9 protein-coding genes and 1 pseudogene are annotated in these 14,119 nt (G+C 70.7%); 1 reads left to right on the top strand and 9 read right to left on the bottom strand.

Annotated elements, in window-relative coordinates; genetic code table 11:
• Window positions 1–22 precede the first annotated feature (22 nt).
• The gene (lepA, locus tag OG729_RS26430) at window positions 23–1,888 is read right to left on the bottom strand and encodes a translation elongation factor 4 (protein WP_405808328.1); all 1,866 of its coding nucleotides are present in this window, start codon (window positions 1,886–1,888) and stop codon (window positions 23–25) included.
• Between the two features lie 231 nt (window positions 1,889–2,119).
• Here lepA and rpsT point away from each other — a divergent pair, with 231 nt between their 5' ends.
• Window positions 2,120–2,386, top strand: coding sequence for a 30S ribosomal protein S20 (rpsT, locus tag OG729_RS26425; RefSeq protein WP_360879857.1), 267 nt, complete (start codon window positions 2,120–2,122; stop codon window positions 2,384–2,386).
• A gap of 430 nt (window positions 2,387–2,816) precedes the next feature.
• Here rpsT and holA read toward each other — a convergent pair whose 3' ends face one another.
• The 8 genes and pseudogenes from holA to leuS form a co-directional block, all read right to left on the bottom strand.
• A complete protein-coding gene (gene holA / locus OG729_RS26420) occupies window positions 2,817–3,803 on the bottom strand; it encodes a DNA polymerase III subunit delta (RefSeq protein WP_360879854.1) in 987 nt (328 codons plus the stop codon).
• 56 nt (window positions 3,804–3,859) lie between these two features.
• Window positions 3,860–4,105: a hypothetical protein gene (locus OG729_RS26415; RefSeq protein ID WP_405808327.1), complete on the bottom strand. Its 246-nt coding sequence runs from the start codon at window positions 4,103–4,105 to the stop codon at window positions 3,860–3,862.
• 12 nt (window positions 4,106–4,117) lie between these two features.
• Window positions 4,118–4,900 (bottom strand): arylamine N-acetyltransferase, encoded by a 783-nt coding sequence (locus tag OG729_RS26410; RefSeq protein ID WP_405808326.1) that lies wholly within the window; start codon window positions 4,898–4,900, stop codon window positions 4,118–4,120.
• A 263-nt stretch (window positions 4,901–5,163) separates the two neighbouring features.
• A pseudogene (locus OG729_RS26405) lies at window positions 5,164–7,698 on the bottom strand (ComEC/Rec2 family competence protein); the annotation flags it as partial.
• Window positions 7,695–8,585: a helix-hairpin-helix domain-containing protein gene (locus OG729_RS26400; RefSeq protein ID WP_405808325.1), complete on the bottom strand. Its 891-nt coding sequence runs from the start codon at window positions 8,583–8,585 to the stop codon at window positions 7,695–7,697. The pseudogene OG729_RS26405 and the gene OG729_RS26400, both read right to left, overlap by 4 nt.
• Before the next feature lie 258 nt (window positions 8,586–8,843).
• Window positions 8,844–9,689, bottom strand: coding sequence for a DegV family protein (locus tag OG729_RS26395; RefSeq protein WP_405808324.1), 846 nt, complete (start codon window positions 9,687–9,689; stop codon window positions 8,844–8,846).
• 78 nt (window positions 9,690–9,767) lie between these two features.
• On the bottom strand, window positions 9,768–10,595 hold the full coding sequence (locus OG729_RS26390) for a hypothetical protein (protein ID WP_405808323.1): 828 nt from the start codon (window positions 10,593–10,595) through the stop codon (window positions 9,768–9,770).
• 174 nt (window positions 10,596–10,769) lie between these two features.
• The gene (gene leuS / locus OG729_RS26385; protein ID WP_405808322.1) at window positions 10,770–13,631 is read right to left on the bottom strand and encodes a leucine--tRNA ligase; all 2,862 of its coding nucleotides are present in this window, start codon (window positions 13,629–13,631) and stop codon (window positions 10,770–10,772) included.
• Window positions 13,632–14,119: the final 488 nt, after the last annotated feature.

Raw genomic sequence — 14,119 nt, 5'->3', positions numbered from 1 at the left:
CGACCACTGGCGACGCTTGGGGCTACTTCTTCCCCTTGCCACCCTCGTCGCTGGACAGCACGGCGATGAAGGCCTCCTGCGGAACCTCCACGCTGCCGACCATCTTCATCCGCTTCTTGCCTTCCTTCTGCTTCTCGAGCAGCTTCCGCTTACGGGAGATGTCACCGCCGTAGCACTTGGCGAGGACGTCCTTGCGGATGGCGCGAATGGTCTCGCGGGCGATGACCCGGGAGCCGATGGCGGCCTGGATGGGCACCTCGAAGGCCTGCCGCGGGATGAGCTCGCGGAGCTTGGCGACGAGCCGCACGCCGTACGCGTACGCCGCGTCCTTGTGCGTAATGGCGGAGAAGGCGTCGACCTTGTCGCCGTGCAGCAGGATGTCGACCTTGACCAGGCTGGCGGCCTGCTCGCCGGTGGGCTCGTAGTCGAGGGAGGCGTAACCGCGCGTCTTGGACTTCAGCTGGTCGAAGAAGTCGAAAACGATCTCGGCGAGGGGGAGGGTGTAGCGGATCTCGACCCGGTCCTCGGAGAGGTAGTCCATGCCCAGCAGCGTGCCGCGGCGGGTCTGGCAGAGCTCCATGATCGAACCGATGAACTCGCTGGGGGCGAGGATCGTGGCCCGTACGACCGGCTCGTGCACCTCCGCGATCTTGCCCTCGGGGAACTCGCTCGGGTTGGTGACGGTGTGCTCGGCGCCGTCCTCCATGACCACGCGGTAGACCACGTTGGGGGCGGTGGCGATCAGGTCCAGCCCGAACTCGCGCTCCAGCCGCTCCCGGATGACGTCCAGGTGCAGCAGCCCGAGGAAGCCGACCCGGAACCCGAATCCGAGTGCGGCGGACGTCTCGGGTTCGTACACCAGCGCGGCGTCGTTCAGCTGGAGCTTGTCGAGGGCGTCGCGCAGCTCGGGGTAGTCCGAACCGTCCAGCGGATACAGGCCGGAGAACACCATCGGCTTGGGGTCCTTGTAGCCGCCGAGAGCCTCCGTGGCGCCCTTGTGCAGGGTGGTGATCGTGTCACCGACCTTGGACTGGCGGACGTCCTTCACACCGGTGATGAGGTAGCCCACCTCGCCGACGCCGAGGCCGTCGGCCGGCAGCATCTCGGGCGAGTTGGTGCCGATCTCCAGCAGCTCGTGAGTGGCGCCGGTCGACATCATCCTGATGCGCTCGCGCTTGTTGAGCTGGCCGTCGATGACTCGTACATACGTCACCACGCCGCGGTAGGAGTCGTACACCGAGTCGAAGATCATCGCGCGAGCGGGCGCGTCGGCGACACCGACGGGTGCGGGCACATCCCGTACGACCCTGTCGAGGAGGGCGTCCACACCGACACCGGTCTTGGCCGAGACCTTGAGCACGTCCTCGGGCTGACAGCCGATGAGGTTGGCGAGCTCCTCGGAGAACTTCTCCGGCTGGGCGGCCGGAAGGTCGATCTTGTTGAGGACCGGGACGATCGTGAGGTCGTTCTCCATCGCCAGATAGAGGTTGGCGAGGGTCTGCGCCTCGATGCCCTGCGCGGCGTCCACCAGCAGGACGGTGCCCTCGCAGGCCGCGAGCGAGCGGGAGACCTCATAGGTGAAGTCCACGTGGCCCGGGGTGTCGATCATGTTGAGGATGTGGGTCGTGTTCTGACCCTCGCCCTCGGTGGGCGACCACGGCAGCCGGACCGCCTGGGACTTGATCGTGATGCCGCGCTCGCGCTCGATGTCCATGCGGTCGAGGTACTGAGCGCGCATCTGCCGCTGATCGACCACACCGGTCAGCTGAAGCATCCGGTCGGCAAGCGTCGACTTGCCGTGGTCGATGTGCGCGATGATGCAGAAATTGCGGATCAGCGCCGGGTCGGTACGGCTCGGCTCGGGCACGTGGGTAGGAGTCGCGGGCACGCAGGGTCCTGATTCTTGAGACGCGGGGCGTCTCGTCTCGGGCGATGTCGGATCGATACGTAGCTTCCATGGTCCCATGGCTGCGGGGCTGCGCCCGGTTTGGGCCGCGAGATGGGCGGCTGGTAGCCTGGGCAGCTGTGTCTCGTGCCCTCTCATGTACGAGACGCGACGTAAAGATCAAGGTCCGTGAAGGACCAAGATCAATATCATCGAACCTGAAAAGGCTCTTTCGTGGCGAACATCAAGTCCCAGATCAAGCGGAACAAGACGAACGAGAAGGCGCGCCTGCGCAACAAGGCCGTCAAGTCGTCGCTCAAGACCGCGATCCGCAAGGCCCGTGAGGCTGCCGCCTCGGGCGACGCCGAGAAGGCCACTGTGGCCCTCCGCGAGGCGTCGCAGAAGCTCGACAAGGCCGTCTCCAAGGGTGTCATCCACAAGAACGCCGCCGCCAACAAGAAGTCGGCGCTGGCCTCCAAGGTTGGCTCCCTCAAGGGCTGAACCTCTTGATTGTCGCCGGTAGGGATCCAGCGGGCCCTCTCATCCGCTCCCGCCCCGGCACCTCTTAGCGCCGCACGCGGCCTGCGTTCGCCACGCGGGTGCGGCGCACAAGCTTGAACCGTGGGCCCCGTTCGCCGTCCTTCCCCAGGATGTGCGGCCGGGGCCTTCGGCGTTGGTGGGGTCGGGGGGGAGCGGGCTGTGGGGGGCGGCCGGGGGCGGGGGCAGGCGCTTGCTGGGTGCGCGGGCGCCGGGGTGTGGCGCAGGGCCCCGCGCCGCGAAGCAGGCGCATCCCTGCTTTCGGCCCCGAGTGCCGAGGCGGCCGCGAAGCCGGCGCTCCCGGGGGGTGCGTCAAGCCCTGCGGCCTCTTGCGCAGCGGTCCGGGGCAGAGCCCCGGTTTCGAGAGGGGCAGGGTGGGCGGAGCAAGCCGCGCTCAGCGACGCGAACGCGCCGCGCGCGCGATCGCCACCACCGCCTTCTCCAGCGCATACTCAGCGTCGTCCCCTCCGCCCTTCACCCCGGCATCCGCCTCCGCCACCGCCCGCAGCGCCACCGCCACCCCGTCCGGCGTCCAGCCCCGCATCTGCTGCCGCACCCGGTCGATCTTCCACGGCGGCATGCCCAGCTCGCGTGCGAGATCCGCCGGCCGCCCGCCGCGCGCCGAGGAGAGCTTGCCGATCGCCCGTACCCCCTGCGCCAGCGCGCTGGTGATCAGGACCGGCGCGACTCCCGTCGACAGCGACCAGCGCAGCGCCTCAAGTGCCTCCGCCGCCCGCCCCTCCACCGCGCGGTCGGCGACCGTGAAGCTGGAGGCCTCGGCCCGGCCGGTGTAGTAGCGCCCGACGACCGCCTCGTCGATCGTGCCCTCGACATCCGCCGTGAGCTGCGAGACCGCACTCGCCAGCTCGCGCAGATCGCTCCCGATGGAGTCGACCAGCGCCTGGCACGCCTCAGGCGTCGCCGACCTGCCCAGCGCACGGAATTCGGACCGTACGAAAGTGAGCCGCTCCGCGGGCTTCGTGGTCTTGGGGCAGGCGACCTCCCGCGCCCCCGCCTTGCGCGCGGCGTCCAGGAGACCCTTGCCCTTCGCCCCTCCGGGGTGCAGCAGCACCAGCGTGATCTCTTCGGCGGGCGCGTCGAGATACGCCTTGACGTCCTTGATCGTGTCCGCGGACAGATCCTGCGCGTTCCGAACGACCACGACCTTGCGCTCGGCGAAGAGCGAAGGGCTGGTCAGCTCCGCAAGCGTGCCCGGCTGCAGCTGGTCCGCGGTGAGGTCGCGCACGTCCGTGTCGGCGTCGGCGGCACGCGCTGCCGCCACCACCTGCTGCACGGCACGGTCGAGGAGCAGATCCTCCTGGCCCACGGCGAGCGTGACGGGGGCGAGGGGATCATCGGTCGAATTCTTCCTGGTGGCCATCGCGAACCAGCATCCCACGCACCACTGACACGGCCCCCGTCTTCCCTACCGCTCCGCTACGGCTCCTCGCGCCAGCCGTCCCACTCCCCCACGAACTCATCCAGCTTCGCGGGGTCCAGCCGCCCCGCCGGGTCCTCGACGACCACCAGCCACTGGGCGTCCTCTGCGTCGTCCTCGCCGGCCAGCGCGTCCCGTATGAGCAACGGCTCATCGACGACGCCGAAGCGGTCGCCGAGCGCCTCGGCCGCGTCCTCCGCGGCATCCCGGTCGGGCAGCACCAGTACATGTCTCACAGCACTCACAGGAGACATTGTTCAGGTCGCGCGGCCCGGAGCCGACGGCAGGCGGTCGAGCAGCAGCCCGAAGTGGTCGCGGTACGCCGCCAGCACCGCCGCGTCGTCGGCCAGCGGCTGCTCCCTGCGCTCACCGTGCCCGGTGGTGACGAGCTTTCGGCCGCTGAGCGTGATCCGGCCCTCGGGGGAGAGCCGGGAGCAGACGACGGATCGGGTGAAGTGCGAGTCGGGCGAGGTGCGGTGCCACCACGCACCCGCCCGGAAGTCGTCGAGCACGCGGGGCCGCCGCTCCATTCGGAACTGCGGCTCGCCGTCGCGGTAGACGTCGAGATCGCCGTGTTCGGACTCCGGCACCTCGACGATCCGGAACGTACCCGCCGGGTCCTGCTGATCCCCCCGCTCGTCGAACACGAGCGGGTGGTGGGCATGGTCCCCGAAGCCGACGTCGGCCAGCCAGGGGCCGGTCGAGTCCGCCGTCCCGACGAGGAGGGCGAGATGGTCGTAGGGGATGCCGGGCCGGCCCTCATCACCGAAGACACGTGCCTGGAGAAGGGTGACGGTGAAGCCCAGGTCGCGCAGCAACGCGGCGAAGGCGCCGTTGAGTTCGTAGCAGAACCCGCCGCGCCCGGCGTCCACGATCTTGGCCAGGAGCGCCTTCTCCTCCAGCTCGATGTCCTCGCCGAGGTGGATGGAGAGGTTCTCGAAGGGGACCGTGTGGAGGTGCCGCAACTGCAGATCGCGCAGCGCGGCGGCGTCGGCCCGCTCCGGGCGGCTCGCCCCGATACGGCGGAGGTAGGCATCCATGGGAAGAGTGTGGCTCGAGGGGTGCCTGCCCGCCATGCACCGCTGGTCCTAGGCCTGCCGCCGGAGGCGACGGCTCGCTCCCCGGCCCGCCGACGGCGAGGTCGCTCTCCGGCCCGCGGTCGGCGGCAAGGCCGTTGTCCGGCCCGCCGACGGCGAGGTCGTTCTCCGGCCCGCCGACGGCGAGGTCGTTCTCCGACTCCGAACAGGGGAGTTCCTGCAGCTGCGGCAGGGGCGACGGCAGAGGCTGCGGGAGGGTCCGAGCCGCTCCGGGGGACCGCCCTCAGGTCCCGGCCGCCTCCCGTCACCGCGATCGCCCCGTCCGTGTCCGTACGCAGCACCACCGCACCCTGGGCGCGGAGCGCGCCGACAGTACGGGGGGAGGGGTGGCCGTACCCGTTGTCGCGGCCGACGGAGATCAGCGCCAGCCGCGGGCGCACAGCGTGCAGCAGCCCTGGGTGCTGATGCGCGGAGCCGTGGTGGGCGACCTTGAGGACGTCGACGGGCGGAAGTGCGGGAAAGACCCGCAACAACCCCCGCTGGGACGGCGGTTCGAGGTCGCCGAGGAGCAGCAGAGTGGGGCCGTGCTCGATCCGCACGAACAGCGTGACGCTCGCGTCGTTGGGCCCCTCGATCGACGGGGCCGCTGCCGCCCCCGGCCAGAGCACCTCCCATTCGAGAGGCCCGAGACGGCGCCGCTCCCCCGCTTCGGCCCGTACCACCGGCACCCGGGCAGAGTCGGCCACTCGGCGTACGAACGCAGCCTGGTCCTGTGGCTCGTCGAGCACCGTTGTCTCGATTGCGCCGACCGCCCGGCCGCGCAGGACCCCGGGCAGCCCGGCCACGTGGTCGGCGTGGAAGTGGGTGAGGAGCAGCAGCGGGACCCGCGTGACTCCCAGTTCGCGCAGACACCGGTCGGCGAGCTCGGGGGCCGGCCCCGCGTCCACGACCACAGCCGCGCTCTCGCCCGCCGCAAGCACCGTTGCGTCGCCCTGCCCCACATCACACATCGCGAACGTCCAGCCCGGCGGCGGCCAGCCGGTGATGACCCTGGTCAACGGGACCGGACGCACGATGGCGAGCACGAGCAGCAACGCGCACACAGCGGCCGCCCAGGGATGCCGTGGCAGCCGGCGGGCCAGGAGTACGACCAGAACCGTGACGGCGGCCAGCAGCAAGCCGCCGCGCCAGCCGCCCGGCCAGCCCGTCGTGGCGCCCGGCAGCGCTGCCCCCGTGCGGGCGACGGAGGCGATCCACCCGGCCGGCCACCCGGCGCAGCGGGCCACCAGCTCGGCGACGGGCATCGCCACCGGGGCCGCGGCGAGCGCAGCGAAACCGAGGACCGTGGCCGGGGCGACGGCGAGCTCGGCGATCAAGTTGCAGGGGATCGCCACCAGGCTGACCCGGGCCGCGAAGACGGCCACCACAGGAGCACACACGGCCTGTGCTGCGGCGGCTGCGGCCAGGGCCTCAGCGAGCCGGGGCGGCACCCCTCTGCGTTGCAGCGCCGCACTCCAGCTCGGACCGATGGTGAGCAGGGCACCTGTGGCCAGCACGGAGAGCAGAAAGCCGTAACTGCGGGCGAGCCACGGGTCGTACAGGACGAGCAGCAGCACGGCTGCGGCCAGCGCCGGGATGAGTGAGCGGCGGCGTCCGGTGCCGATGGCGAGCAGCGCGACGGTCCCGCAGGCCGCCGCCCGAAGCACGCTCGGCTCCGGTCGGCACACCACCACAAAGGCGAGCGTGAGGGCGCCACCGAGGAGGGCGGCTCCGCGCAGGGTGATGCCCAACCGTGGTGCCACGCCCCGCCGTTCCGCCAGCAGGGCGGTGCCCGGTGGCCCGATGAGCAGCACGAGCACGATGGTCAGATTGCTTCCTGATACTGCGAGCAGATGCGTCAGGTCGGTCGCCTCGAAGGCGTCCTGCAGATCGGGGGTGATCCGTGAGGTGTCCCCGACGACCAGCCCGGGCAGCAGCGCACGGGCGTCCGGGGCGAGCCTGTGCGTCGCCTCGCGCAGTCCGGCCCGGAGCTCTCCGGCTGTGCGCTGGATGGCTGTTGGCGGTCCGGTGATCCGCGGCGGACCGTCCCCCTGCGCCTTCAGCACGGCCGCGAACGGGTCGTCGTCGCCCGAGGGCGGCGCGAGCCGTCCAGTCACCCTCAGCCGGGTGGAGGGCAGCAACCGCATCCACTGCGCGCCAGTCCCGTCGGGCTTGCGCAGGGCGCCTGACGCCACGATCACGAGGACGGGAGTCCGGATCTCGGTGGCCCCGCCACGAGAAGCCGTCACCCGGGTGGCCTCGGCGTTCAGCACGAGGAATCCGCCCGCCGTCTGATTCCCGCGGATGCGGGGACGGATCATCCGGGGATCGGAGGTGACCGTCAACTCTGCGGTGACATATGCGGATTGGCGTGCCAGCTCCGGTAGCGGCCCGCGCCGCACATCTGCGCCGTGCAGTCCTGCCGAGGCCGCACCCGCTGCGGCGCACAGCAGCATCGCTGCCAGGGCTGTGGCATTGAGCCGACGCCGACGGGTGTGTGTGCTGACGGGCGTGTCCTCGCCGCCCGGCGCGAGGCGGCCCCTGCCCCTACTCGCCCCGACGACCAGTAACAACCCCGCTGCGGCGACGCACCCCATGACGCCCACCGCCGTCCACCACCCCCGCGCGCCGACAGCCAGAGCCGCCGCTGCCCAGGCGGCCAGGGCGGGTGGCACCAGCCGCAGATCAAGCGGCCCCTCCTGTCGCGGGTCCGCCGCCCCCAGCCGGTGGCCCGACCTGGCGTGAACCGCCGGGCGCGTCATGGCTGTACCAGGGTCTGGAGGTCCGCGAACCGGCGGTCGCCGATCCCGTCGACGTCGCGGAGCTCGTCGACGGACCGGAAGCCCCCGTGCTGGGTGCGGTAGTCGACGATGTGCTGGGCCAGTACGGGACCGACCCCCGGCAGGGTGTCCAGCTGTTCCACGGTCGCCGAGTTGAGGCTCACCGGACCCGCGGCCTGTGCCCCGCCCTGCCCGGACCCCGGCGGCCCCGGCGGTGCGGGCCCGCCCACGACCACCTGCTCGCCGTCCATGAGCACCCGTGCCCGGTTGAGCCCGGTCAGATCCGTGCCGGCCTTGACGCCTCCGGCCGCCCGCAGTGCGTCCGCGACCCTCGATCCGGCAGGCAGCCGGAGCACTCCCGGCCTGCGCACCTTCCCGCTCACATCTACGACGATCCGGCCGCGGGGCCCCGCGGCCGTCGGCGGCGGACCGGGCGAAGGGCTCGGCTCCGGCATGGCCGCGCTCTGGTGGACCAGCTCCGGGGCCCGTACGGGCTGCGGACTCGCCACCCAGAAGTGCTGGACCGCGAAGGCCGCCGCCACCACCAGGACGACGGTCAGGGCTGCCAGCGTCCTGGCCTCGAGCCCGCATCTGAGCTGGACCCACAACGGCAGCCGTTCGCGCGCCGCGAGCCGCACGCGCTGCCAAGCGCCCGTACCGCTGTCGACATCCCCGGGCGGGACGCCGACAGCGGCAGTCCCGCCGCCTCCGCCTTCTCCGGCCCGGGAGCGCCCGCCTCCCCCTTCGGCCCGGGAGCGAACGACAGCCGCGTCGAGCACGACGGCCGCGTCCGGACTCGTGTCCGCACTGCCGCCCCGCGGCCCCTCGAAGAGGGCGTCCGCCCGGCGGCGCAGGGCTGTACTGGACACCGCGGCATTCGACATGGCGGCCACTCGTCGTCTACCGCGAGAGCGCGAGCCTGATCCGCGCCCGTCACGGGCGCGGCTGTCCGAGGCGGGGGCGCGGCCCGGCCCACTGGTTGCAGAACGTGATCGGATAGCCATGCCACAGGACGGTAGGCACATCCGTCCGAACCCGCTGAGCAGGCTCAATTTCCGTGGACAACAGCCCTGTTGTGGATAACTCGGTCACCTACGAGGGCGACTACCCGTACCGCCACGGGGCACCTACCGTGGTGAGATCACGGCCGCCAGCAGGCCCGGCCCCGTGTGCGCGCCGATCACCGCGCCCACCTCGCTGACATACAGGTCGGCCAGGCCGGGAACCCGCTCGCGCAGCCGCTCCGCCAGCGCCGCGGCCCGCTCCGGCGCGGCCAGATGGTGCACCGCGATGTCCACGCTGCTCGCCCCGGCCCGGTCGACAACGATCTCCTCAAGCCGGGCGATCGCCTTCGACGCCGTACGCACCTTCTCCAGCAGCTCGATCCGCCCGCCGTCCAACTGCAGCAGCGGCTTCACCGCGAGCGCCGAGCCGAGCAAGGCCTGCGCAGCCCCGATCCGTCCGCCACGGCGCAGATAGTCCAGGGTGTCGACATAGAAGTACGCGGACGTGCCCGCGGCCCGCTTCTCAGCTGAGGCAACCGCCTCGTCCATCGTGCCGCCTCCCTCCGCCGTCTCCGCGGCGGCGAGAGCGCAGAAGCCCAGCGCCATCCCGACCATCCCGGTGTCGACCACCCGGACCGGCACCGGTGCGTCCTTGGCGGCCAGCACCGCTGCGTCGTACGTGCCCGAGAACTCGCCCGACAGATGCAGCGAGACGATGCCGGTCGCGCCCGCTTCGGCCCTGGCCCGGTACACCTCGGCGAACATCTCTGGACTCGGCCGGGATGTGGTCACCGAGCGTCGCTTCTGCAACGCCAGTGCCAGCGAGCGGGCCGAGATCTCGGTCCCCTCTTCGAGCGCCTGATCACCGAGCACGACGGTCAGCGGCACCGCGATGATGCCGTGGCGCTCCATCGTCTGCGGCGGCAGGTAGGCCGTTGAATCGGTGACGATAGCGACATGGCGGGACATGAGCGGGAGGTTACCCGCAGGGGCCGCCGGACGGCAGCCCGGCCCCTCGCGAATGATCGCGTCGCCGGGCCCGGAACGTCAGTTCGTGGTCTCCGGTCGGGCGGACTTCTGCCAGGGGTACGTGGTCTGCTGCCGCGGATCGCGCGCCGTGATCGCCTGCGGCTGCTCGGCCACGGTGTGCCCCGGCCCGGACTGAGCGCCGGTCCCGGGCCCCGACCCGGTCCGCGACTGAGGACCCGACTCGGGCTCCGCATCGAGATCCGCCCACGTCTGCTCCGGCACAGCCCCGTCGCCGGTCCCCGCATCCGGCCAGGACGCCTGTGCCCCGTGCGAGGCCTTCGGCGCATCGGCATCCGGCGTCTCCGCCCCCGACCAGTGCCGCAACGCCCCCGCCTCCACGTCGATCTGCGTGCTCAGCGCGTCCAGATCGTCATCCGCGAACTTCCGCGCCCGGTCCCGCGCCGCCCACCTCAGCGACTCCGCCGAGTGCGTGATCCGCTCCGTACGCTCGCGCAGCCCCGGCAGCAGCGAGGCCACCGTCGCCCGGTCCGGCTCGCGCTCCAGCCGCTTCAGTTCGTCGTCGAGCTCGTGCCCGTGCGCACTCAGCCGCTTGAACAGGGCGAGCGACTCGGACAGCGAGGCGTCCTCCGCCACGCCCGCCTGCAGCGCGTCCTGGGTCGCCCTCATCGACGTACGCAGCGCCAGCCGCAGCTGCGCCAGCTCGCCGACCACGCCGCCCTGACCATAGGACTTCGCCCGCAGAGTGGTCTCCTCGACGGTGCGGCGCGCCTGCGTGACCGTACGCTCCACACCCCGCTTCGCCGCGCCGACGATCTTCACGGTCACGTACACCCCCAACGCCACGAAGGCGAAAAGCAGCGTCAGTATCAGAATCGCGGCTTCCATGAGCGCCCCTCCGGCGTCGGCTGTTGTCCCTCCACCGTAAACGGAACAGGCAGGCCGAGGGTTCCGTCGGAACCCCCAACCTGCCCGTAGGGGAAACCCCTCACCGCGCCCGGGGCGCCGCACGCCCTGCGCAGCGACGGCTACCCAGCGGCGCGACGACGCAGAGACGCGCGACTACGCAGGGACGATGTTGACCAGCTTCGGCGCCCGCACGATCACCTTGCGGATGCCGGCGCCACCCAGCGCCGCGACCACTGCCGTGTCTCCCAGCGCCAGCGCCTCCAGCTCCTCGTCCGAGATCGACGGGGAGACCTCCAGTCGCGCCTTGACTTTGCCCTTGATCTGCACGACGCAGGTCACGGACTCGTCCACGACATACGCCGGATCGGCGACCGGGAAGTCCTGGTGCACGACCGACTCGGTGTGCCCCAGCCTGTGCCACAGCTCCTCGGCGATGTGCGGGGCCAGGGGCGCGATCAGCAGCACCAGCTGCTCCGCCACGCTCCGTGGCAGCGGTCCGCCGATCTTGGTCAGATAGTTGTTCAGCTCGGTGATCTTGGCGATGGCGGTGTTGAAGCGCAGCGCCTCCAGGTCCTGTCCGACTCCGTCGATCGCCTTGTGCAGGGCACGCAGCATCGCCTCGTCGGCCTCGGCGTCGACGACGGTCACCTCACCCGTCGCCTCGTCCACCACATTGCGCCACAGCCGCTGCAGCAGCCGGTACTGGCCGACCACCGCGCGCGTGTCCCACGGCCGGGACACATCCAGGGGGCCCATCGCCATCTCGTACAGACGCAGCGTGTCCGCACCGTACTCGGCACAGATCTCGTCCGGAGTGACGGCGTTCTTCAGGGACTTGCCCATCTTGCCCAGCTCGCGCTTGACGGGCTCGCCCTCGAAGTAGAACTTTCCGTCCCGCTCCTCGACCTCGGCGGCGGCGACCGGGAAGCCGCGGCTGTCCCGGTATACGTACGCCTGGATCATGCCCTGGTTGTACAGCTTGTGGAACGGCTCGACCGAGGAGACGTGCCCCAGGTCGAACAGCACCTTGGACCAGAACCGCGCGTACAGCAGGTGCAGTACGGCGTGCTCGGCACCGCCGACGTACAGGTCGACGCCGCCGTGCGGCTGGCCTTCGCGCGGCCCCATCCAGTACTGCTCGATCGCCGGGTCGACCAGCTTGGAGTCGTTGTCCGGGTCCAGGTAGCGCAGCTCGTACCAGCACGAACCCGCCCAGTTGGGCATGGTGTTGGTCTCCCGGCGGTAGCGCTTGACGCCGTCGCCCAGGTCCAGTTCGACGCTGACCCAGTCCTCGTTGCGGGACAGGGGCGTCTCGGGCTGGGTGTCCGCGTCGTCCGGGTCGAACGTGCGAGGCGAGTAGTCGTCGACCTCGGGCAGCTCCAGCGGCAGCATCGACTCGGGCAGCGCGTGCGCGACACCGTCCTCGTCGTAGACGATCGGGAAGGGCTCGCCCCAGTAGCGCTGCCGGCTGAACAGCCAGTCACGCAGCCGGAAGTTGACCGTCCCCTCACCGATTCCGCGGGCGGTCAGCCACTCGGTGATCTTCGCCTTGGCCTCGGCGACAGCCAGGCCGTTCAGCGAGATCTCGTCGTTGGCGGAGTTGATCGCCGGACCCTGTCCGGTGAACGCCTCGCCCTCCCAGCCCTCCGGCGGCTGGACGGTACGGATGATGGGCAGCTCGAATGCCTCGGCGAACTCCCAGTCGCGCTCGTCCTGCCCGGGGACGGCCATGATGGCGCCGGTGCCGTAGCCCATCAGGACGTAGTCGGCCACGAACACAGGGATCTGTGCGCCGGTGACGGGGTTCACCGCGTAGGCGCCGGTGAACACACCCGTCTTGTCCTTGTGTTCGGTCTGCCGCTCGACGTCGCTCTTCGTCTGGGCCTGCTTGCGGTACGCGGCGACGGCCTCGGCGGGAGTCGCGGCGCCGCCCGTCCAGGCCTCGTTGACGCCCTGCGGCCACTCGGCGGGGACGATGGAGTCGATCAGGCCGTGCTCGGGCGCCAGCACCATGTACGTGGCGCCGAACAGGGTGTCGGGACGGGTGGTGAAGACCGTGATCTGCACGTCGTCATGGCCGTCGACCGAGAAGTTGACGCGCGCGCCCTCGCTGCGGCCGATCCAGTTGCGCTGCTGCAGCTTGATCGCCTCGGGCCAGTCCAGCGCGTCCAGATCGTCCAGCAGCCGGTCGGCGTAGGCGGTGATGCGCATGTTCCACTGGCGCAGCTTGGCCTTGAAGACCGGGAAGTTGCCGCGCTCGGAACGCCCGTCCGCGGTGACCTCCTCGTTCGCCAGCACGGTGCCCAGGCCGGGGCACCAGTTGACCGGCGCGTCGGAGGCGTACGCCAGCCGGTAGCCGCTCAGCACATCGGCGCGCTCCACGGCGCTCAGCGCGCTCCACGCGCGCGTGGAGCCCGGCACGGCACGCTCACCGCTCTCGAACTGGGCCACCAGCTCGTCGATGGGGCGGGCCCTCTTCGCGTCGTCGTCGTACCAGGAGTTGAAGATCTGCAGGAAGATCCACTGGGTCCACTTGTAGTAGTCCGGGTCGATCGTCGCGAAGGACCGGCGCTTGTCGTGGCCCAGGCCCAGCCGGCGCAGCTGGGCCTTCATGTTCTCGATGTTCGCCTCGGTCGACACGCGCGGGTGCGTGCCGGTCTGCACGGCGTACTGCTCGGCGGGCAGGCCGAAGGCGTCGAAGCCCAGGGTGTGCAGGACGTTGTGCCCGGTCATGCGCTGGTAGCGGGCGAAGACGTCGGTGGCGATATAGCCCAGCGGGTGGCCGACGTGCAGACCCGCGCCCGAGGGGTACGGGAACATGTCCATGATGAACTTCTTGGACTTCGCAGCCAGGGCGGCGTCCCCGGCCAGCTCACCGCTCGGGTTCGGCGCCTCGTACGTGCCCTCGGCGTCCCAGACGTCCTGCCAGCGTGCCTCGATGTCGGCCGCCATGGCAGCCGTGTAGCGGTGCGCTGCAGCCACCTCTGCAGCGGCAGCTGAATTCGTCTCGCTCATGATCCTTGAAGCTCCATCGATTCGTCTCTGCCAGCGGAATGCAAAACGAAAAAACCCCTCGCACAGGAGGGGACGCCGCGCCGATTCCGACCGGATTCTTCATCCGTCGGGACTGATCAGCGCGGCTCGCTAAGCAGAAGGCGTACGGCACGCATGGCGTCAGGGTACCGCAGCGAGCGAACCGGGCGCATGGGACCAGTCTCGAGGGCGACTCGACCACCCTCTGTGATCACCTGCGGCCACCGAACACCCTTCGAAGATCCACCGAAGCTCCACCAATGGAATCCGGCATTATGCGCGAAGGTGGCAATTCACCTCTCGCGCCCTCTTCGCGCCACCCGGTACCGAGCATTCCGATGCGCCCCTTGCACCCCCGGCGCGCGCCCCGAGTGAGTCGCGGAGCACACCTCGAACCCTATTGACACTGCCTCCTGTTACCCCGCGTATCGCCCCTATCCAGGGCAACCCATAAGTGAGTTGTCTGTGGT

It is taken from the genome of Streptomyces sp. NBC_00210, assembly GCF_045160975.1.
Taxonomy (GTDB): Bacteria; Actinomycetota; Actinomycetes; order Streptomycetales; family Streptomycetaceae; genus Streptomyces.
This window is presented reverse-complemented; position numbering and strand designations above follow the sequence as displayed.